Source organism: Wolbachia endosymbiont of Drosophila mauritiana (genome assembly GCF_004795975.1).
Taxonomy (GTDB): Bacteria; Pseudomonadota; Alphaproteobacteria; order Rickettsiales; family Anaplasmataceae; genus Wolbachia.
On the sequence record NZ_CP034335.1, the window covers coordinates 689,193 to 709,554 of the forward strand.

Annotated in this window: 21 protein-coding genes, 1 tRNA gene and 5 pseudogenes; 17 read left to right on the plus strand and 10 right to left on the minus strand. The window is 33.2% G+C overall.

Annotated elements, in window-relative coordinates:
• Positions 1 to 55 precede the first annotated feature (55 nt).
• Positions 56 to 751: a polyprenyl diphosphate synthase gene (gene uppS, locus EJB00_RS03375; RefSeq protein WP_015587721.1), complete on the plus strand. Its 696-nt coding sequence runs from the start codon at positions 56 to 58 to the stop codon at positions 749 to 751.
• A complete protein-coding gene (locus EJB00_RS03380) occupies positions 741 to 1,367 on the plus strand; it encodes a phosphatidate cytidylyltransferase (RefSeq protein ID WP_015587722.1) in 627 nt (208 codons plus the stop codon). Before uppS ends, EJB00_RS03380 begins: the two co-directional genes overlap by 11 nt.
• Before the next feature lie 14 nt (positions 1,368 to 1,381).
• Here the strand turns inward: EJB00_RS03380 and EJB00_RS03385 are convergent, their stop codons facing one another.
• Both EJB00_RS03385 and coaD read right to left on the minus strand, forming a co-directional pair.
• A complete protein-coding gene (locus EJB00_RS03385; RefSeq protein ID WP_015587723.1) occupies positions 1,382 to 1,591 on the minus strand; it encodes a zinc-finger domain-containing protein in 210 nt (69 codons plus the stop codon).
• A gap of 71 nt (positions 1,592 to 1,662) precedes the next feature.
• On the minus strand, positions 1,663 to 2,169 hold the full coding sequence (coaD, locus tag EJB00_RS03390) for a pantetheine-phosphate adenylyltransferase (protein ID WP_015587724.1): 507 nt from the start codon (positions 2,167 to 2,169) through the stop codon (positions 1,663 to 1,665).
• A 74-nt stretch (positions 2,170 to 2,243) separates the two neighbouring features.
• Here coaD and EJB00_RS03395 point away from each other — a divergent pair.
• The 7 genes and pseudogenes from EJB00_RS03395 to EJB00_RS03425 all read left to right on the plus strand — a co-directional run.
• Positions 2,244 to 2,316, plus strand: a tRNA-Phe gene (locus EJB00_RS03395).
• Positions 2,317 to 2,376: 60 nt separating this feature from the next.
• A complete protein-coding gene (locus EJB00_RS03400; protein WP_135352788.1) occupies positions 2,377 to 3,315 on the plus strand; it encodes a gamma-glutamyl-gamma-aminobutyrate hydrolase family protein in 939 nt (312 codons plus the stop codon).
• Between the two features lie 191 nt (positions 3,316 to 3,506).
• Positions 3,507 to 3,957 (plus strand): annotated as a pseudogene (locus EJB00_RS03405) (DDE-type integrase/transposase/recombinase).
• A gap of 162 nt (positions 3,958 to 4,119) precedes the next feature.
• Entirely contained in the window at positions 4,120 to 4,299 is a 180-nt protein-coding gene (locus EJB00_RS03410) for an RNA-dependent RNA polymerase family protein (protein ID WP_051063868.1), read from the plus strand.
• Between the two features lie 15 nt (positions 4,300 to 4,314).
• Complete coding sequence (locus EJB00_RS06595; protein WP_225416314.1) at positions 4,315 to 4,509, plus strand: reverse transcriptase domain-containing protein; 195 nt, start codon at positions 4,315 to 4,317, stop codon at positions 4,507 to 4,509.
• Positions 4,510 to 4,582: 73 nt separating this feature from the next.
• Positions 4,583 to 4,960, plus strand: coding sequence for a group II intron maturase-specific domain-containing protein (locus EJB00_RS03420; protein WP_225416315.1), 378 nt, complete (start codon positions 4,583 to 4,585; stop codon positions 4,958 to 4,960).
• 287 nt (positions 4,961 to 5,247) lie between these two features.
• Positions 5,248 to 5,568, plus strand: a pseudogene (locus EJB00_RS03425) (Rpn family recombination-promoting nuclease/putative transposase); the annotation flags it as partial.
• Here the strand turns inward: EJB00_RS03425 and EJB00_RS03430 are convergent.
• The 6 genes and pseudogenes from EJB00_RS03430 to EJB00_RS03455 all read right to left on the minus strand — a co-directional run bounded on the left by EJB00_RS03430 (position 5,543) and on the right by EJB00_RS03455 (position 13,288).
• Positions 5,543 to 8,077: a hypothetical protein gene (locus tag EJB00_RS03430; RefSeq protein ID WP_135352917.1), complete on the minus strand. Its 2,535-nt coding sequence runs from the start codon at positions 8,075 to 8,077 to the stop codon at positions 5,543 to 5,545. The pseudogene EJB00_RS03425 and the gene EJB00_RS03430 sit on opposite strands and share 26 nt — an antisense overlap.
• A 12-nt stretch (positions 8,078 to 8,089) precedes the next feature.
• A complete protein-coding gene (locus EJB00_RS03435) occupies positions 8,090 to 8,515 on the minus strand; it encodes a hypothetical protein (RefSeq protein ID WP_135352916.1) in 426 nt (141 codons plus the stop codon).
• A pseudogene (locus EJB00_RS03440) lies at positions 8,454 to 9,950 on the minus strand (ankyrin repeat domain-containing protein); the annotation flags it as partial. The pseudogene EJB00_RS03440 and the gene EJB00_RS03435, both read right to left, overlap by 62 nt.
• Positions 9,951 to 9,963: 13 nt before the next feature.
• Positions 9,964 to 10,587 carry an ankyrin repeat domain-containing protein gene (locus EJB00_RS03445; RefSeq protein ID WP_135352914.1) on the minus strand — a complete coding sequence of 208 codons (624 nt, stop codon included), beginning with the start codon at positions 10,585 to 10,587 and terminating at the stop codon, positions 9,964 to 9,966.
• A gap of 47 nt (positions 10,588 to 10,634) precedes the next feature.
• A complete protein-coding gene (locus tag EJB00_RS03450) occupies positions 10,635 to 11,435 on the minus strand; it encodes a DUF7779 domain-containing protein (protein WP_136132832.1) in 801 nt (266 codons plus the stop codon).
• A 113-nt stretch (positions 11,436 to 11,548) separates the two neighbouring features.
• Positions 11,549 to 13,288 (minus strand): ankyrin repeat domain-containing protein, encoded by a 1,740-nt coding sequence (locus tag EJB00_RS03455; RefSeq protein WP_225416325.1) that lies wholly within the window; start codon positions 13,286 to 13,288, stop codon positions 11,549 to 11,551.
• Between the two features lie 126 nt (positions 13,289 to 13,414).
• Here EJB00_RS03455 and EJB00_RS06395 point away from each other — a divergent pair, with 126 nt between their 5' ends.
• The 8 genes and pseudogenes from EJB00_RS06395 to EJB00_RS03465 all read left to right on the plus strand — a co-directional run bounded on the left by EJB00_RS06395 (position 13,415) and on the right by EJB00_RS03465 (position 16,952).
• Positions 13,415 to 13,669, plus strand: coding sequence for an ankyrin repeat domain-containing protein (locus tag EJB00_RS06395; protein ID WP_041581417.1), 255 nt, complete (start codon positions 13,415 to 13,417; stop codon positions 13,667 to 13,669).
• A gap of 39 nt (positions 13,670 to 13,708) precedes the next feature.
• Positions 13,709 to 14,047 (plus strand): annotated as a pseudogene (locus EJB00_RS06535) (ankyrin repeat domain-containing protein); the annotation flags it as partial.
• Between the two features lie 27 nt (positions 14,048 to 14,074).
• Positions 14,075 to 14,215, plus strand: coding sequence for an ankyrin repeat domain-containing protein (locus tag EJB00_RS06690; RefSeq protein ID WP_479688242.1), 141 nt, complete (start codon positions 14,075 to 14,077; stop codon positions 14,213 to 14,215).
• A gap of 17 nt (positions 14,216 to 14,232) precedes the next feature.
• Positions 14,233 to 14,397, plus strand: a complete 165-nt coding sequence (locus EJB00_RS06405) for an ankyrin repeat domain-containing protein (protein ID WP_319803094.1) — start codon at positions 14,233 to 14,235, stop codon at positions 14,395 to 14,397.
• A gap of 19 nt (positions 14,398 to 14,416) precedes the next feature.
• A complete protein-coding gene (locus tag EJB00_RS06410) occupies positions 14,417 to 14,539 on the plus strand; it encodes a hypothetical protein (protein WP_251373708.1) in 123 nt (40 codons plus the stop codon).
• Complete coding sequence (locus EJB00_RS06415) at positions 14,485 to 15,393, plus strand: ankyrin repeat domain-containing protein (RefSeq protein ID WP_251373706.1); 909 nt, start codon at positions 14,485 to 14,487, stop codon at positions 15,391 to 15,393. The genes EJB00_RS06410 and EJB00_RS06415 overlap by 55 nt, the downstream gene beginning before the upstream one ends.
• A gap of 198 nt (positions 15,394 to 15,591) precedes the next feature.
• Complete coding sequence (locus EJB00_RS06695) at positions 15,592 to 15,786, plus strand: hypothetical protein (RefSeq protein WP_041581414.1); 195 nt, start codon at positions 15,592 to 15,594, stop codon at positions 15,784 to 15,786.
• A 332-nt stretch (positions 15,787 to 16,118) separates the two neighbouring features.
• The gene (locus tag EJB00_RS03465) at positions 16,119 to 16,952 is read left to right on the plus strand and encodes a transposase family protein (protein WP_136132833.1); all 834 of its coding nucleotides are present in this window, start codon (positions 16,119 to 16,121) and stop codon (positions 16,950 to 16,952) included.
• Between the two features lie 64 nt (positions 16,953 to 17,016).
• Here the strand turns inward: EJB00_RS03465 and EJB00_RS03470 are convergent, their stop codons facing one another.
• Complete coding sequence (locus EJB00_RS03470) at positions 17,017 to 18,822, minus strand: hypothetical protein (protein ID WP_135352913.1); 1,806 nt, start codon at positions 18,820 to 18,822, stop codon at positions 17,017 to 17,019.
• Between the two features lie 577 nt (positions 18,823 to 19,399).
• A pseudogene (locus EJB00_RS03475) lies at positions 19,400 to 20,260 on the minus strand (hypothetical protein); the annotation flags it as partial.
• Between the last annotated feature and the right edge of the window lie 102 nt (positions 20,261 to 20,362).

Sequence of the window (20,362 nt, forward strand, 5' to 3'; positions counted from 1 at the left end):
TAAGCTAACCTAATATGGGTAATATTGGTAAAACCGAATAACAGGTTGAATTGAAATGTTAAATCTAGAATCTCTACCAAAACATCTAGCAATTATTATGGATGGTAATGGTAGGTGGGCAAAGAATCAAGGAATGGTAAAAATTGATGGTTATAGAAAAGGCAGTGAAGTTGCATTTGATATTGCTAAACATTGCACAACCTTAGCCATATCTTACTTAACTTTGTATGCATTTTCCATGGAAAATTGGCTCAGATCTGAAAACGAAACAGACTACCTATTTAATTTATTTTACTCCACTTTAATTAATGAAGATAAAATGAAATTCATTTACAATTGTAACATTAAGTTAAATTTTATTGGCAATTTAAGTCTATTGCCCAGTAAAATATTCGATCAAATCAAAAAAGCAGAAGAAGTGACACATAAGAACGATGGTCTATTACTCACTGTTGCAGTTAGTTATGGAGCAAAGCAGGAAATTATACATGCTATCAACAACGTCATAAAAGGAAATATTGATTGCGTATTGGAAGAGGAATTTGAAAAATTTCTGTATACTAAAGATTTACCAAAATTGGATTTATTAATTCGCACTGGTGGCGAGAAAAGGTTAAGCAATTTTTTACTATGGCAAGCAGCTTATGCTGAATTGTATTTTTGTGATACTTTATGGCCTGATTTTTCTTGTCAAGATTTGAGTAAAGCATTAGCAGATTATACAAAGAGAGAGAAAAAATATGGTAGATAATAATTTTATGGTGAGAACACTGTCCTCAATAGTCATATTACTTATATTTTCTTTTGCCACATATTTCAGTGATTTATCGTTTTATCTACTAATTTTCTCAATTGCAGTTTTATCTTCTTTTGAATGGTATAATCTAACTCAGGGCAATAGAATCTTATACATTTTCGCATTACTACTCATTGCACTACCAAATGCATCGCTGATATACTTATATAATCTACCACAGGGAAAATATGAATTAATATGGCTTATCTTAACCATTTGGAGCATCGATATTACCGCTTACCTATTTGGTAAAAACTTTGGTGGTGCTAAAATTTGCCCAATTATTAGTCCTGGAAAGACTTGGTCAGGGCTTTTAGGTGCAGTTTTAGCTGGAGTATTTTGTACAATTTTTGGTTCAATATTTTTGAGTTTATTTCCAATTTTCTATTCCCCAATAATTGGCTTTACAATTGCTATTCTAGCCCAACTTGGAGATTTTACTGAATCACTCATAAAAAGAGTTTACAATGTTAAAGATAGTGGAGGTATAATACCTGGCCATGGAGGAGTACTTGACCGTATGGACAGTTTGATCTTTACTGCCCCCTTTATTGCTATTTACATAAGCTAAAGAATGAAGTGCTATTAACCTTTGGTCCTTTCCTTTTTGTTCACTGCTTTCACCTCAACAGATTGAAATTCTTCGGAGTTTACTATTTCACTCATGGGCTTACTGCAATAAGGACAATACATTTCTCCTTCTTTATGTAAATATACTACTGGATGACCAGAACCATCATCATTCTCATCACCACGGCAGCAAACTATTAGATTATTATCCCTCACTTCTGACATACTGCTCCTTTATTTTATAGTATTTTGTACATCGAGCATAACCGCTTTGAAGTGGAGAAAACAACAAATATTTATTCTCCATTTTTTACCCTATTTAGATTAATCAATTCGGTTTGGACATTTTGTGATACAAAGCTGCTAACATCTTCTCCTAATCTCGCTATTTCTTTCACAAAACTTGATGAGATAAATTGAGTGTCTTCAGATGCAGGAAGAAATATGGTTTCGATTTCATGGGAGAGCTTATAATTTACCCAACTCATTTGAAATTCATAATCAAAATCTGATACTGCCCTCAGTCCTCTGATAATAACAGAGGCATTTTGCTCTTTGGCAAACTTCACGAGCAACCCATTAAAAGATATAACATCTGCATTAATTTCTGCTCCTTTAACTTCATTTTCAGCCATGCTTGTGCGTAGCTTTATGTTAAAGGTAGTATGTTTGTTAACATTTTCTGCAACACCGACTATCAACTTATCGACTAGCTTACATGCTCTTTTTATTATGTCAAGGTGCCCAAAAGTTATAGGATCAAACGTACCAGGATAAATTCCTATTTTGTTATTAATGTTCATTTTTTGTTTCTATACTTCAAAAACTTTTGATGGACATAATAACGTTTTTTGTCTAAAAATAAAAGTACGTAGTTGGCCTGATAGCTCAGTTGGTAGAGCAAAGGACTGAAAATCCTTGTGTCGCTGGTTCGATTCCTGCTCAGGCCACATTCTTTTTCTTAATGTTCTATAATATATTACAATATTAATATAATTATTTAGGAAATAATGCATAAATGTTACAATAGAGTATTTAATATACTATTAATTACATTTCTACTATTAAGTAATATCGCTTATAGTGAAAAAGTAAACAAAGAATTATCTGCTTTGACAGCAGAAAATGCAGTAAATTATAATATAATTGTTGGTTTATTGCAAACAGATGAATCTCAAAATATCTATGAGATATTCAATAATTTTGGGGTTAAAACTATATTCATTGACTACGACAAAATAATTAATCTAAAAGAAATCCAAGAAGAGTTCGCAAAACAAGATGAAATATTGGCAAAAAAGCTGATACTAGATCGAATAAAAGTTGAAGTTGCAAAATTTATCAAAGAGCAAAAGATAAACAGAATATTTATTTCAGATAACTTTCATTCAGCTCTTAACCCTTACCGCCAGCTTGTGAATGAAGCAATTGTAAAAATAGTAGATGACAATCCTACAATTCATTTGCTTGCCATATGCGGTGGTTTACAAGACATTATGCATGCAAAAGAAATTGAAATAACAAATGTTGTTAATGATGAGAAGAATCATTTAAAATCAGCATCCTATCCACAAAAAGAGAATATGCCTCTTCAGCAGATAAAAATTGTTCCAGGTAGTCGTTTGGAAAAAGTGGTAGCTAGATTTTTACTACCTAATCAAAATGGCTGGTTTTCAACTTATTTTCCGAATGCTCATTCAGGTACAGTAAGTAATACTACAGAGAATAGAAGAAGGCTAGAGCTACTTGGATATAAAATTGCAGCATTTGCCAATGACGGGGTAATAGAAGCTATCGAAGATAAGCATGGTAATATTTACTTTCAAAGTCATCTAGAAGCCCTTGTTGTCAAATCAGATAAAAACTCTCGTTTGTCAAGCCAAAAGGTACGTCAGGTTTCAACACTAGTTGCTATAGCAATTATAAATGATTTTCTTCATCGCGTTTAATGCTAAAATAAGGAAAATCATTTAATGTCATGCCAGCACCCTTTTTCTTGTTGTTCCAGTGCGTGACGCTGGAATCCCGATACAATGTTGAACACTTTTTTTTGTCTTTCTAGAGCAAGTTCTTTCGGTTCTGTCGCATTTGTAGGGAAGTAGAAAGAAGAATGATATAATTGTCTAAAAATAAAGCAAAGATGTTTCGTATCAATCAAAAATTATTGCCATACTTCAAAGGATTTAGCTTTTCAGCGATGTTATCTGTATACATGAAATGTCGATTCTCTTTGAGCTATCGAGATTTGGAAGAAATTATGAGTATAAGGGGAGCAAAAATTGACCATGCTACGTTACAAAGTGGTTTATTACCACTGATAGATTAGGCAGTAAGGAAAAGAAAGAAGCAGGTTGGTAGTAGTTGGAGAGACCTACATTAAATTAAACGGTAAATGGGTTTATTTATATAGAGCACTATTGGTAATACTGTAGACTTCCTCTTGTGTGTTAGTAGAGACAAGTCTGCAGCACTCCGCAAAGATTACTATTACAGGTATAGAAAATATTCGCATGATTCAGAAAAAACAAATTATCGGAGCTAATGACAATGTTTCTACTTTTGAGAATTTTGCTATGTTAATGGCTCTATAACTCCTATAATCCCAACTTTAATGATCTTCTTTTCTATGGTTTATAGATGCGACAGAACCTCCAGGATTTTTCTCCCAATTTTGGGACTATGCATTGCTTGAAAAACTCAACACCATACCAACGCTAAAGAAAATCATAAGAGGATGGTTAGGAGCGGGTATTATGGAAGATGGAAAGCTTCAATCCACAAAACGTGGTACAATTAAAGGAGGGACGATCTCACCGTTGCTAGCTTGTGTTGCATTACACGGATTAGAGCAACATGTCAAAAAAGCTTTAACAAACGAACTCTTTCAGTGCATGAAAAGAAAATATGGTAAGATACCGCATAAAAACGCGTAAAAGTCTATTAGTGTAATTTTCTACTGTGATGATTTTGTCATCATACATGAAAATGAAGAGATTATTCTTAAAGCAAAAATTTTAGTTGAAGAATGGTTAGAAACCATTGGACTAAAATTAAAGCCCTCTAAAACAAGAGTTTCTCATACATTAAGAACCATTGACGAAACAAAACCAGGATTTGATTTTCTTGGATTTTCAATAAGATAATATCCAATAACAGAAAGTAAGAAAGGTTACAAGTAAACCAAGTCGTAATTCTATAAAACAGCATACACTAGCTATTAAACATAAACTCAGAGAAATGCGTAGAGCACCACAAGAACGGGTGATAAAGGATCTCAATCCAATAAACAGAGGATGGAGTCAATATTACTCCTCGGTAGTTTCATGTAAAATCTTTAGCTCATTGGATAATATTATGCATAGAAAATTCTGGAAGTGGGCAGTTTTTAGGCACCCAAACAAAGGGAGATGCTGGATAAAAAGAAGGTACTTTAAGAAATATAATAACGAAAACTGGCGCTTTATGACAAGTAACAAGGTACGTCTTACTATACACAGCGATCATGTTATTAAACGACATATCAAAGTGCAAAAAACCAGACCCCATATGATGGTGATTGGGTTTATTGGGGGAATCGTCTTAATAGAATACTAGATAAATCACCGAAAGTAATAAAGCTGTTGAAGTTACAACAAAGTAAGTGTGATCAATGTCAACTTTGGTTCAAGAGTGATGATATTCTAGAAATACATCATAGAGACCAAAACAGGGAAAATAATATGATCAAAAACTTATCTTTGTTGCATGGACATTGTCATGATGAATTACACAGGAGGTGTGCATGAAAAGCACCAAATTGGAGAGAAGCCGATATGAGGCGCAAAGTCTCACGTACGGTTTTGAAGTCGAGTGAGGAGGGGCGACCTTCTTCACTTAGACAACGATATGCAGACAAAACTAGTGAACAAGAGCTAGAGAGAATAATAGGAAGTGATTTAATTATTGGCAGGGCTTATGATGAGCTGAACCAATATAATTGGAGTAAAGAAGAACGTCTTGCTTATGACCAAGCTAAGAAACGTACCGATGATTATTTATCTAGTCTTGAAGAAAAACTTCATGAAGGCATCCAAATCGGCCATGAAAAAGGTAAAATTGAAGTTGCCAGAAACTCACTCAAGGTCGGTGTCTCTATTGATGTTATCGCTAAAATCACTGGCCTTTCGGTAGATGAGATTAAGCAACTTGACCTGCACAATTAACTCCTTTCAAGCCCCCGTTATTCACAGATTCTACAACAATCCTATTAAGTAAAAATGAAGGATCTACATTAGCTATACCTTGCTCCTGATTATGATTATTAACCATTTTCTGCCTATCTAGCATCTTCCCAATACTGCTTTTGAAAGTACTCAAAAACTTCTCATTTTTCGGATAAGCTTCTTTTACGGCTGAATATAATGTACTTGGTATTTTAGAATATCTTTCGTTCCTTACATGACCTGCTATATCTGAATACACTTTAAAAAAGTCAAAACCTTTTACTGATACACCAGATTGCTTAGCTGTTTTTTTAAGTGTCTTTTTAAACTCTTCCATTATATCAAGTGTATCAGCCAGAACTTCTTCATGAGTAGCAGAACAAAACTTAGGCAGAGGATATTTTCTATCTAGGAAACTTTGTAGTAAGAGAAATCCTAAACCAACATTATTACTGATACAAACTTCGCTACTAAATTGGCTAGTACCAGCTGTATTGGAATAATTTGCTAAAATTTCAGGCAGAGCAGCTCTAAACCTACCTATAGAGTTCTTTACCCAACCAAATAAATCATTTATCCATGAAGATGCTTTTGTGCTACTGTTTCTAATATTTTCTGAAAATCTTTTATCTAAATCACTGTACTCCTTATGTCTTCTATGCCTAATTGCAACATTTTGCTGTTTATATTTGCTGAAAACATCATTATATACTTGATCCTTATACTCTCTTTTCACACTATCCACGTTTCTTGCAGCATTTATTTCCTTTTCATGATCTCTTAACACTATCCCTTTATCAGCAAATTTGATAGATAATGTTTTCATCTTAGGTGTTTTATAGAATTCACTAAGTGTAATACTGCAAAAATCATCTCTAGTAATAGTCGAATCAAAAGCATTAGTTATCATTAGATCATTATCATTACTACGAACAAACCTATAGTTTTCTCCTTTTCTAGAAATGATAAGCTCAGTACCTTCCTCCACATCTTGACCAGTTACAACAATAATCTCCTTATCCTTTTCAAATATCAAAGGTAGTGGTTTTAGTTCTAATTCAGAACTTATTTTCATAGGTATATTATTCGAGATAATATGAAGCTTTTCATACCAATTCAAACCGTCTTTTAATCTTACCATCAGCACTTCTGCTGGAAAACTTTGTCCGAATTCTGCTTCTAACTTAACTAGTAAATCATTTCCATCTTGATAAATTCTTGGCAGGCCAATATGCACTCTTAGATCATCTTGTTGTATGATTTTTATCACTTTTCGTAAATCTAATGTATCTATTGAACTTCCTTTATCAAGATTATAGATGTTTACTTCTGGTATAGAAAAAATACTATGGTCATATCTTTGCTTACCTGAAGCTATAGTAATTACGTATATATTCTCACCACCATTTTTAATCAAGTGACTGTTATGAATCGGGTTATTTTGAAGCACCTCACATTTTTCATGGCCAACCAATATATATTCATTAACAGATTGTACAGCAATAGTCATATTGAGTTTATTCGCTATAGCTGGGTAACTTTCTATAATTTCATCAATAGTTTTATTAGTACTCTGTATTGCATACAAATTTCTTTCCTTGCCTACTTTTATTTCAGCACTGTCTTTTAATTGATAGATTATATTGTTCATTATGTTATATGAGATAGATATACTAAAGTTACTATTTATTACTTTTGAGAAAAAATTGAACCTTATACTATTTTGATCTTCAACATCAATACTCTGAACATCAGCAAGCACATAGCCAAATGTAAACCTATGATTACTTTCCAAATTAGTAAGTAATTTAACAGATGCGCTACCATTTTGAGATGGTAGAATATAGCTAAAGTTACCCTTTAGTGCCATATTATCTATTTCAGTATAAGGTTTAATTATTACCTGTATATCATAGACACAGTCATTGTTTTCTATCTGTACATAATCAAGTTGATCTTCTGCACCACCATTGCCATCTACGAATTTAGTTTCACATGCACTAAATATATGATCTCCCTCAACTTTTCTGCCAAACACTCTTTCCACTGAATTAATTTTAAAACTATGATAACCATGGTGCTTATATACGGTAATACCAATGTTTGCATTTAAGTAAACATCTACAGTGACAACACCATGAGCAAATCCAGTGAGATCTAAGGTATCAATTCCATCTTCTCCGTACAAGGATCCTCCTATAAGATCTCCCTGTAAAATAAATATATCATTCTTATTTCCTCCGTAATATTCCTTAGAACCATCATTTACTACAAATATGTTTTGACTATCCTTAAATCCTCTGGCATAATCTTTACCTTCTCCTAAATCAATTAGAGTATATCCTTCTATCTTGTTATTAGATAAACCAATTGCATTTTCACATAAATATGACCCATAACTTGGCGCAGGTTCGTCATTTCCCTGCGAGAAACAAAACAATTTTCCACCACTTGGATTATCCGGTCTTGCTCTGCTCCATCTTATATCGGTCCTTTTTCTATCAAGCAATACTGTACTGTCTCAATCTATCTCAAACTTAGTTGTACATTTTTCAGCATAAAATGTCACATTAACCTTTCTAAGGCATAAAATGCTAAGTCTAGCCATATTACAGATGTTTTGTTGATATGGTACCTTACGACAAGAATCCACAGATGACTTACTAGTAGGGAATACATAGCTTTGAATATTACTATGCTCCTTCAAATACTCAAACCCTTGCTTAACTAATTGGTTATAGAGTTGTTTTCCTTCCATTAGCTCTTCTATATATTGTTCAGGTTGCATACCGATAAACGCACGTAAACCTTCAATAAACTTCTCTTTTCCAGTTAGGTGAATAATTTGATCAATCTTATCAACTTTCTTTACTGCCATGTAAACATCAGTGCCAACAAATACTACAGCGCCTATTCCTGACCCAATTGGTCCAGTAACACTTGACACTCCCTTCTAATATTGCAAAACTTTCAGCTACTTCTATGCCAATCTCTGCAGCATCAACACTTAGGTAAATACTATCTCCTACTACGCCAACCAATGCTCCTTCCGTACCATTTTTAAATGCTTTTACCTGATTTACTAGATCATAGGCAATAAAGGCAGAAGTGCCACGAGCGAGAAAAGGTGATGCTGCTTTTAAAGACCTACTGAGTAAAAACTTTCCTTTCGAGGCTAATTCTAGTCCTTTAATAGATGCAGCTTCAGCAACTTTAGCAAATCCTTGACCACCGGCAATAAAGCCTATATTAACTGCTACCCCTTGATAATTACCATTTAAAAAGTCAGCTAAAACATTTTTAGCCATCATTCCATGCATAGTCATACCAGAGATTCTTCCTGCTCTATTTAGATGATTCATGACTTTTTGGTTGCTAGTTAGCTTATTGACTAGACCTTGAGAGTTACCTGTAACTCTAACTTCATCTGCTAGCTGAATTAGCTGACTACGCTTTCCCTCTGGCAAATCTTTAATGTAATTAACAAACTTTTCGCTATCTATCTTAATCTTACCTAAATCTCTATTCTCATCTTTTTCAACATTAAATTCATCTACATCTTCCCATGTGAATAAACACTCTTTACCACCAACTTCTCTTCTTTTTCTTCCGCTATATCCACTTGTACTGGGTAGGCATTTTTCAGCCGAAACTTCACCTATTTGATACATATTGTCATTCTCTTGTTGTCGATTAATGGGTTTAGACTTAAGAATACCTATAATTTCTTGATAAATTTGTGGATTCTGATTAAATTTTTCTTTAGCTAAATCTCGAGGGGTAAGGTTTCGATTATTTTTAATATCAACTTTAGCACCTTTTTCTACCAGATATTTCACTACATCTAAATGATTGTTCTTAGCAGCCAAATGCAGAGGTGTATTTTTGCGATAATCCTTTACGTCTAAAATAGCACCTTCTTTTACCAGATACTCCACTACATCTAAGTAGCCTCCTTCGGCAGCTAAATGTAGGGGTGTAAAACTTGCGTTACCCAAAACACTAGCATGTTTTTCCTTTAGAAGCTTTACTATCTCTAAGTGACCAAGTTGAGCAGCCATGTCCAAGGCAGTACCTTGATTCTTGTCATGGGCATTAATTCGAGTGATAAAATAACTGCTAAAATCCTCATTCTCCATTAGAAGTTTTACCCCATCTAAATTACCTTTTCGAGCAAAAAGATGTAGAAGAGTCCACCCGTAGTCAAATTTAATATCACAATTAGCACCTTCTTTTATCAGATACTTCACTACATCTAAATGATTGTTCTTAGCAGCCAAATGCAGAGGTGTATTTTTGCGATAATCCTTTGCGTCTAAAATAGCACCTTCTTTTACCAGATACTCCACTACATCTAAGTAGCCTCTTTCGGCAGCTAAATGTAGGGGTGTATGACTATAAGAGTCTTTCGTGTTTTACATTAACCTTTTTTATTACTAAATACTCTACTAATTTTATACTACCCCTCTCAGCAGCAAAATGTAAAGGTGTCATATCATTTTGACCGGGGATATCAGGATTGACCAGCTTTGCACCTATAATATATTCGACTAACTCTATGTGGTCATTTTCACATGCAGTGTGTAGAGGGGTGTTGCCATATTCATCTAATGGATTTAAATTAATATTCTTTTCATCTATAAGGTGTTTTGCTAATTCCAAGTTACCAAACAAAGCAACAAAATGTAGAGGAGTCATACCATCTCCACATAAGGCATCAAAATCAGCACCATTTTCCAGAAGATTATCTATTATATTTAAGTTATTATTCTCAATAGCAAATTGTATAGGAGAATAACCGTTCTCATTAACAGCGTTGACAACTTTAATTAATTTAGCTGGATAATTCCATTTTTTCAGGGTTTTTAATATATTTTCTACTGCTTCTTCTTTATTACTTTTGACAAGTAGACTCAATGGCGAGTCTTTATATTCACCATAAGTAGAACTAAGATAAGAGTCATCTATCAATTTACTATATCTACTAGAATAATTCAAAATGGAAGTAACGTGAACCATGTCTTCCTCTCTTAGAACAGTGTTGCTTATTAATTTTAGAGCTTCTCTTAGAATTTCTTTCTTTGTTGCTCTTGCAGTTTTAACCTTGTCACTTCTTGAACTAGTCTATGAATACTCAATACGCTTTGCTCTTTTTCACCATTTACCATAGAATAATTTATAAGCAAATGGACAGCTGATTTTAATTGTTCTTCATTACCACCTGCTAAACTTAAAAACATTGCTCTTGAGATGTTCTCGGATGCAAAGTAAGCCATAATATTAAGAATATTTAAAGCTAGCTGCCCATATTCTTTATAGTTTTCTATTTTATTAATCGTAACTTCCCAAGTTGTAAAAATTGTCTTAATATAGTCATCATTAATCCCGTGAAGTACTTTATAGTTAAGCAAATCTTTTGTCTTTATCTCATATTCCTTTAAATAATCACTAACTCTAAACTCTTCTGTTACTTTTCTATCATTAATATATGCTATTGCTTGCCGTATAGCTAAAGGAAAATGCTGTAGTTTTTCTACTAAGTTTTTTATTTCTTGGTCTTGAAGCTCATCATTTATGAATAGCCCTTTTTTTATAAATTCTATCGAATCATTTAATTTTAACTTATCTAGATCTATAACTTCTATCCCTGCTCTCAAATTTCGATTACGAGAGGTAATCAAAACATAAGGTTTATTAGCTTCAGGTGTGAAAGAATGTAGTGGTAAGAATTTACTGAGATTCTCAAATTTCTCAGCGTTATCAAAAATGAAAAGACTTCTTCGATTAGCAAAAAATTTGTATACATCTTCCACTATAGAAATTATCTGTTTGTCTATACCATCTGCATTTTTTATATTAATTTTCAATTTATCGGAAGCTAGTCTACAAAAAGATTCTGTAAGAGTTTGATAACTTTCAGCATCTATCCATATGATATTGTTGCTGTACTCCTCAGCATATCTATGAACATACTCTCTGGCTAACTCAGTTTTACCAATTCCCCTAAACCGCTAATTGAGGACCCCTGTGATACTACTCCTATTCTCTCCTTAGTATGCTGCAATGCCAAATGCACCTTATTTAGTTCTTCCTCTCTTCCAGTAAATAATTTTGACGGACTTTTGATATTAAACCAAACATGTTCTTCTACTTGTTTGTTGTTCTGTCCCGCTATAATATGCGAATGCACTTCACTCACCTTTTGCCCTATATTTTTGACTTCTTTTTCTAGTATACTTAAACTATTAACTTCTTGTTCCATTTTCATAAAAAGGTCTTTTACTTTTTCGTTATCAAAAAATCGTCCTTCCTTTTCCTTGAACCAATCTAGTATTGCTTTCTCAAACTTGTTATAAGCGTCTTTACTTAACTGACCGATATAATTAAGTCTTGTATTAAAGTTTTCACTTATTTCATCTTCAAGCATTTTACCAAGCTTGACTTCATTAGGCTGACCCACTGCAAATACTAATTTTTTAAAAAACTCTTTTATTTCCTTATCTATAATATCTACTAACTGTCCACGCACTTCATTTTGCACTTCGTTACCTTGTTTTAAATACGATACTAAGTCATCATTACATTTTATTTTATATCTTATACCAGTATCTGTGTTAAAGAAGCTATCATAATCATCAATTGCCTCAACTAAAACTTTTTTTCCTTTATTCTTTCCAGAACTAACTTCCTTAAGCTTCTTTACTTGATCTTGCACTGAATTATCCATATCAAAACCAATATTAGTACAAACGATAAAATCTTTCAGGTTACAATCTTTAAATTCTTTTTTCTTCTTAATTCTTAAATAAGAAACAAAATACTTCTCTAAATTAAATTCACCATCCTTACTTTTTGTAAGTAAGTCTCCTATTGTGATTTTGTTATTTTTCTCATCTAGTTTATGTTTAGCTTGCAAAAAACGATAATTTTTTCCTTTTGAATCATCATACATAAACACCAAGTCATCAAATTTTTCAGCATCATCCCACTCTGTAGCCAAACGAAAAGAGTATCCTTGATCTAATCCGCGCTTTAAAAACAACATTAACAATTTTAGCTGATAAATACTTCCATGAAGAGTATGCTTTAGCCCAGAAGCAGGATATTTACTTTCTATATTCTCTTCTTTTATTTCTTTAGATTCTTTCATGAAAGAAATTTTTGGCTTTTTTGGAAGATCAACTTCTGGCTTATTTTCCCCAGTATTTCCCCTTTTTAGAACTATGTTTTTCTCCAACTGTAGCACAATATCTTTCTTACCAAGACGTCTAGCAAGATCTAGTGGTATTTTACTGTTATCATTCTTGATTTGAATTGCTCCTTCTGCTAAAAGCAGCTTAACCACTTCAACCTCTTGTTTACGAACAGCTGCATGTAAAGGTGTATTATGCCTAACGTTAGAATCTTGAAAGTTAACATATGCTCCTCTCTGGATAAGGTTTTTAATTTTTTCTAGTTTTTTTAATTCTAAGTCATTACTTCTAATGGCACTCATCAATTCCTGATTAAGCTCAACTTCACTAGTAATATCATCATAATCTCTCTCATCGTTACTATCAGAACGACGGTAGCGCTTTAAGTCACGTTCACTATCAGGCTGCCAATTTAAATCTTCCTCTTGATTAGATAGAGAAGATTGATTAATTTTCTCTACGTACTGCTCCTTTTTCAATAGCTTAACCTTCTTTAAGATTTTTACTGAGCGTTTTATTCTGTACATGAAAAGAACTTATATTAAAACCTACATTATAGGGAATCAAAATCAGCAGAACAATGACTTTATGATCCCAGAGTATATAGTTCGTCTCATAATAGTATAAACAAGCCATAACTACACTTTTTAGAAATGGTTAATTTTCTCATTGCAAATGGAGCAGATATAAATCATAAGGCCATTATAGGCTTTACACCTTTAAATTTTGCATCCCAGCAGGGCTATTTAGATATAGTTAAAACTTTAATTGAAAATGTGGCAGATCTTGATACCAAGACAGATAAACTTAATACACCCTTACATCTAGCAGCAGAAAATGGTCATCTGGATATAGTAAATGTTCTTGTTGAAAAAGGATTAAATGTTAATGCTGTCAATAATGATTGAGCAAGCTCCTTACATTCTGTAGTACAAAATGGTAATCTCGAGATAGTAAAAGCTCTCATTGCACATGGATCTAATATTAATGCTGGATGTTCAGGTATTGGTAATCATGATAAGAGAGTTGATACAAACATTACACCCTTACATTTAGGAGCACAATTTGGTAATTTAGATATAGTTAAGGTTCTGCTCGAAGCGGGAGCAAAAGTCAATGCAAAAACAAGTGATAGAATTACACCTCTGCACTTATCATCTCAAAATGGCTTTTTAGAGTTAGTGGATGTTTTATTGGAAGCGAAATCTGACGTCAATGCTAAGGATTATGAAAACCTTACACCTTTACACTTAGCAGCAGAACGTAATCACTTTGGAGTAGTTAAGTCTCCTCTTCTTGTAAGAGGAATTGAAGTGAACGCTAAAGACTACGATAATTCTACGGCTTTACACATAGGGTCTCAGAACGGTCACTTGGAAGTAGTCAAGCTACTACTAGAAAAAAAGCTAATGTTAATATTAAAAAAAATGAAGGTTTCACACCTTGACATCTAGCAATTCAGCAAGCTCATATAGAAGTAAGTGATTTTTTAATTAAAAATGGAGCAAACATTAACGTTACAGATGATCAAAATTGGACTCCTCTACATAATGCAGCTTATAATGGTTTTTCTTTAAGAATAGTGGAAAACCTAATTGCAAAAGGAACGAATATAAACGCAAAGAAAGATAGATAATGGTAGGAGAGCGCTACATTTGGCAGCAGAACATAATCATCTAGAGATAGTAAATTTTCTAATTAAAATGGGGCAGATATTAATGCTATGGATAATAGAAACTGGACTCCTTTACATTGTGCAGCTTATGATGGTAACTTAGAAGTGGTTAAATCTTTGCTTGATGCAGGAGGAAAGATTGATACTAAAACAGTCAAAAATACTACTTCTCTACATTTCGCAGTAGACCATGGTCACTTGGAGGTGGTCAAATTTCTTTTAGAAAGAGGGGCAAACGTTAATGCTCTAGATCATACAAATTGGACCCCTCTGCATTTTGCAGCAGAAAGAGGTTATGATCAAATTTCCACCGTTCTGTTGAAACATGGCGCTGATATAAGTGTGGAAGAAAGTAAGGACAGAGGGACATCCTTACATCTTGCAGTTCAATATGGCCACTTTAAGGTAGTTAAAACCCTTATTACAAATGGAGCAGATGTTAATGCAAAAATGGATAAAAATACTACACCTTTACATTTAGGAGCCCAACTTGGTAGTTTAGATATAGTTAAGTACTTGCTTGTGAATGGAGCGTATTTTGATGCCAAGACTCAGGTAGATAGATATGCTTTACCATTACATTTTGCAGAGAGAAGCGGAAACTTAGAAGTTATAAAATTACTAAAGATGATCGAAAAATTTTTTAAAGCTATAAAAAGTAATAATCTTAAAATAGTGGAGGGTTTAGTAAAACAAGGTATAGTTATTAATGCCAAAAATACTGACGGATGGACACCATTGCATTATGCTGTTAATAATGGCAGCATGGGTGTTACAAATACTTTATTAATGAATGGAGCTGATGTAACGCAGGTTACCAATAAAGGGAATACACCTTTACATATTGCTGTTTTGAAAGGTTACAAAGAAATCGTTGAGGTTCTATTACAACATGTAAGTTGTGATAAATTAATTGACTTTATAGATGCTGGAACCACTACTAGTAATTCTACATAACTTCACGTTGCTGCTAAGAATAGCTCATTAGATATTGTCAAATCTTTACTTAAACATGGTGCAAATTATCATATTCAAAATAAGGAAGGTAAAATACCATTTAGTCTTTCTGAAGATAAGAGTATTGCTAAATTACTGAAGCTAGTTGAAGAACTCTTTGAAGGTGCAAAAAATGGCAATGTTGAAATTATCAGTAAGTTGAAAGCGATAAAACCTGATGAACGTGTAGCTGTAACAAATGCTCGTAATAATCAAGGGAATACATTGTTGCAAGTTGCTATAGTTAATAAACACAAGAATATTGTAAGTGAGCTGTTAGAGATGATAAAACAACCAGATCAAGCTCTACAAGATGTCAAGATAGAAAGCCAAGTTAGAGACCTAAAACTTTAACAAAGATTTTTTCAGTACACTTTTATTAACTTGGCAGTGCATTTTATTAAGAATGTGTAGCTTTTTCCACAATAGTCCAAACATGTCATAATACGCTGCCAGCCTAATGACTTACAATAGCCATCATAAACACGTATCTTGCCCCGTTCAGACTATTATAAGAAGGGCTATAAACGTCACGGCTATCTCCGGAAGCCAAACCAGCTAGCGTGGGAAGCATTTGTGTTGGTGGTCGTTTTTTGATAAAAATCATAAGACCTGCTGCAAAAGGTAATGACAAAATGATGTGAGAGAGGTAGAAGAAGAATAAGCAGATTGAGTAAGGTAAAAAAATGAGCTTTAGTTACTACAACATGAAGAAACACCCAAGAAACTTTCGTAATATAATAGGCTTAACTATAGAAGAGTTCGAAAAGGTGGTGGAAAAAATGAGGCCTGAGTGGAAAAAAGTTGAAAAACAGAAAAAGTGCCATGGCAGAAGACCACAACTACCAGCCCTAGAAGATAAGTTATTTTGCGTAATTTTGTACTATCGCACTTACATAACACATAGATTTTTAGGATGCCTATTCAATGTGCACAACGCAAATGTATGTAGGTTACTTAAGAGAATAGAGCCATTACTCGCCAAAAAAGTTACTATAAAAAAAGATAGAAGTATGACACCAGAAAAAATACTGAAAATTCTGGCTGATGTTACAGAACAGCAAATACAGAGACCAGAAGATAGTAAAAAACGGAAGAAATCATATTCAGGAAAAAAAAGAACCAACACTATGAAAACTGAGATTATTATCGAAGAAGGAGGAAGAATTTTATCAGTGTCAAAGTCATATCGTGGTAGAATTAGTGATTTTCGCATAAGGAAACAAGGAAAATATCTACCACTCGATAGTATAAAATATGCCGATTCTGGATACCAAGGTTGGCAAAAATTGCAAAGCAATGTTATAATAACATACAAAAAGTATCGTAAAAAGCCATTAACTCTCGAACAGAAGGACTATAATAGAAGACTAGTATCTTTCAGAATGAGAGTAGAAAATAAGATCCGCGGGATAAAGATATTTAAGGTTATGTCACACGTTTACTGCAATTTTCAGAAGAAATACAACTTGAGATTTAATATTATTGCTGGCATTGTAAATCTTAAGCATGAATTTTAGTTAACCTTGATTTTAGCAGTCCTTCTTCCCTTTTGCTTACCCTTTGATTCGCAGTAGGTCTATATTACCAATCCCAGGAAAGCGGAGCATTTGGATCATCTGGAATTTCAAAAAGAGGTTGAGATATTACTTCTCCAACAGCTCCTTGAAAAGTTGGATCAGAAGCATTAGCAGACGCTAGTCCTTTACTGCCTAAGAACTCTTTTGCTGTTCTTTTATTGTTATCATATGCGTGGTCATTAGCATCAAGAAATCCTGCTAATTTTTCCACAAGAATTGATCTTTTCTCATCTGTATCTTCTGTTGCAGCAAGTATTTTTTTTGCTACTTCTTTATCATTTCCTATAGCATTAACTAATGTTTTATTCTCATCAGCAAGCAATTTAGTAACTACATTATCAACTGATAAACTTTCTCCTTCTCTACTAAGATCTCTTTTTACAATATTGGAAAAATTCTTATCATTACTCAAAGCTACCACCAATGCGGTGCTAAAATCTTGATTAATTGCCAAGGACTCTTGTAAACCTTTATTGCGTGCAACTTCAGTGACTAATGCATTTTTATTTGTACCAATAAGTAATTGAGCAGCTACGGCATCAACTGATGGACTTTCTCCATCTTGACCAGGGTCCCCTTTTGGACCTATTACCTTTTCAGGATTTTCTTTTAATTTTTTCGCTATGCCTTCCTGTAAAATAGGACTATTTACTAAGATTTCTCTATTTTCATCATCCTTTGCCCCCAGAACCGCTTGTCCTAGTGCATCTGCTTGATTAGTAATCAATTCTTGAGCTACTAAATTAGGTGCTGTGCTTGTTCCATCTTTACCTGCTGGACCATCTGCCCCTCTCGGTCCCTGCATGCCTTTCTCACCTAGGAAATCTTTTGCTGTCTTACCGTCATATGTTTTATCATTATTATCAATTTGATCAAGAAATTTGCCCAATTTCTCTACTAAAACTGATTTCTTTTTGCCTTCTCCTATATCTTCTGTTGCATCTAGTATTTTTTCTACAAAGTCCGGGATCATTATATTGGAGCCATTAATTTTAGCAAAATTACCTTTTTCAGCCAAGAAATCTTTTGCTGTTTGATCGTTATTATTACCATACCAAATTGCTTGCTCATCAAAAGCCTTTCCTAACTCATTCACTAATACTGATCTTCCTTCTATGCGCTTGCCTAGTATCTCCCTTGCTAACTCCTGATGTTTTGCAATCGGGAAGAATCTCTCATTTGCCTCTTGCTTAGTATATGTAGAGAAAGTATCAGTTTTGACTGTCAGTTTCTTATCCATTTCTTCCTTGGTATATACCCTATCAGCGTTAACTCGAGTTGCTAATTCAGTATCTATAGCTTGTTTAGTATATACATTATCAATATCAACTTTAGTTTTCAATTTGTCATCTATATTTTGCTTGGTATATACACTATCAGCATTAGCTTTCTTATCTAATTCAACTTTGTCAGCTTTTTTGCTTAATTTGTCACTTATATAGCTAGACGTATCATCTTTCCTAGCAAAAGTATTAGCTAGTACAGTATCACAAATTCTGTTATTACTGTCGTCTTTTGCATACATTATCGCTTCTACTATAGGTTGTTCTGATACTTTTTCTTCAAGCACTGTTTTACCACTACTATTTTTTACATTCAGCAAACTTCCGAGAGCCTCTGCTAAACTTTTTATTGTATACTCCTCTTCTTTATCCTTATTAGTTGGTATATATTTTAATTTAAGATGATCACCACGTGCATCTAAAGTATATTCATTACCTAAACCGTCGCTTAAGGTTATAATTTTAATATCGTTTAAACCTGATATCTGATTGCCTTGATTATCTTTAAATTCTATACTAGCTGTCATGTCACTTACTTAATCGGAAAAACCATAAAATACATCAAAAATATTTAATTCCTATTAAGAGTTGTTTCAAATGTATGTTCCAAAAATTAACTTGTTTCTTCTGTTATCCCAAACATAGATTATCACTAACTTAGTGACATATTTTGCTAAAAATTTAAATTATTCAACCATTTTTAGCAACTAAAACCACCTCTCGTGAGAACTGTTCGTTTTGGGATGTGTTGGTCTACCGCTAGATCCGTGCGAACTTTTTAATATAACGATTTTACTATACCGCAAAACTAGCTATACCAGCCTACTTCAACCACATTTACATACGAATTGATTTGCTCAAGCTTATGGAAATAATTTAAATCTTCTATTTTTATAACCTTATTTTTACGCGGCTTGTTCTCAAAAATATATGATCTTTTTTATGTTTTTTGAAAAAGTAAACATTCAAGATTTTTATGACGCTAATTTTTAGTATGTTTCTGGAGCTAAGGTGATTATTAATAACCTTACATAAAGTATAAAAAATATATAAATTTTGATTTTTTTATAAAGATATTTTATACTTAAAGTATATTGTTATTTTTAATAGGAGACCTTGAATATATAATTCATCGTTTTGCTTTATTAATTCTAGAATCTCCTTCGATGACACAAAATCTTCACCATCAAATTTTAGTACTTCAGTTATGCCATCACTACTCACATTCATAATCATGGTACACATTCCGGATCCATGCTTTACAGGCCAAGTGCTTGTCATTTCATAACATGCACCTTCTTTAAATTCATAATATCTTTTCTTATCTTTTTGATGAGCGTGTATTTCATGTTTTTTATTGCAATAGATATTCAGTTCTTTAATATCTTTCTCTTGCTGTAAAACTTCACTAATCTTTGTTGGCTCACTCTTATCGTAATTAATAAGGTTAATATTCAAAACTCTATGATCGTTACCAGTTTCTGTGTAATAAGCTTGAAGCTCTACGTCTTTCCTCTCAAAATATTTACTTGCAGCTTTTTTTCCCTGCTCTGCCAATTCTATGCATTTATTTATATCTTTCTCAAAGCTCTTATTAGCAGACTCTGTTACTGCTTTATCTATGTACGTTTGTTTGAAATCTCTATCGTTTATTAGGTTATAAAAACTCCACTCATCCCCAAAAGCCCTCTGCACATAAGTGAAATTCTTTTTTTCCTTTAGTTTTCTTAAGAACCATACCTTTTCTTTAAGATTTTTCAGTTGAAAGCTTATCCTTGCCTTTACACTAGAGTTTTCTGCGGGAATACTAATTTCTTCTAATTCTTTAAATAATTTATTATCTTTTATAATTGAGTAGCAAAACTTCACAATAGCAGAATTTGCAAACGAAGGATCTTTTTTTATACCTTCATCAAGAATTTCTTTAAAATGTGCAAATTGAGGTAGAACATAAAAATTTATTATTTCTTTTTCTGATCTCGTTTTATTAGCATGAGAGATGGTATGAATAAGTATTGCTTGGTTGTAAGCAAGAGAAGATAATAACTTCTCAGAGTGGACTAGGTG

What these genes read in the sequence shown, in the direction of transcription:
- EJB00_RS03445 (WP_135352914.1), bottom strand. Translation starts at nt 10,587, where the DNA reads ATGGTTCACGTTACTTCCATTTTGAATTATTCTAGTAGATATAGTAAA.
- EJB00_RS03465 (WP_136132833.1), top strand. Translation starts at nt 16,119, where the DNA reads ATGAGCTTTAGTTACTACAACATGAAGAAACACCCAAGAAACTTTCGT.
- EJB00_RS03385 (WP_015587723.1), bottom strand. Translation starts at nt 1,591, where the DNA reads ATGTCAGAAGTGAGGGATAATAATCTAATAGTTTGCTGCCGTGGTGAT.
- EJB00_RS06395 (WP_041581417.1), top strand. Translation starts at nt 13,415, where the DNA reads ATGGTTAATTTTCTCATTGCAAATGGAGCAGATATAAATCATAAGGCC.
- EJB00_RS03455 (WP_225416325.1), bottom strand. Translation starts at nt 13,288, where the DNA reads ATGTACAGAATAAAACGCTCAGTAAAAATCTTAAAGAAGGTTAAGCTA.
- EJB00_RS03380 (WP_015587722.1), top strand. Translation starts at nt 741, where the DNA reads ATGGTAGATAATAATTTTATGGTGAGAACACTGTCCTCAATAGTCATA.
- EJB00_RS03400 (WP_135352788.1), top strand. Translation starts at nt 2,377, where the DNA reads ATGCATAAATGTTACAATAGAGTATTTAATATACTATTAATTACATTT.
- uppS (WP_015587721.1), top strand. Translation starts at nt 56, where the DNA reads ATGTTAAATCTAGAATCTCTACCAAAACATCTAGCAATTATTATGGAT.
- coaD (WP_015587724.1), bottom strand. Translation starts at nt 2,169, where the DNA reads ATGAACATTAATAACAAAATAGGAATTTATCCTGGTACGTTTGATCCT.
- EJB00_RS06415 (WP_251373706.1), top strand. Translation starts at nt 14,485, where the DNA reads ATGGATAATAGAAACTGGACTCCTTTACATTGTGCAGCTTATGATGGT.
- EJB00_RS03470 (WP_135352913.1), bottom strand. Translation starts at nt 18,822, where the DNA reads ATGACAGCTAGTATAGAATTTAAAGATAATCAAGGCAATCAGATATCA.
- EJB00_RS03410 (WP_051063868.1), top strand. Translation starts at nt 4,120, where the DNA reads ATGGAAGATGGAAAGCTTCAATCCACAAAACGTGGTACAATTAAAGGA.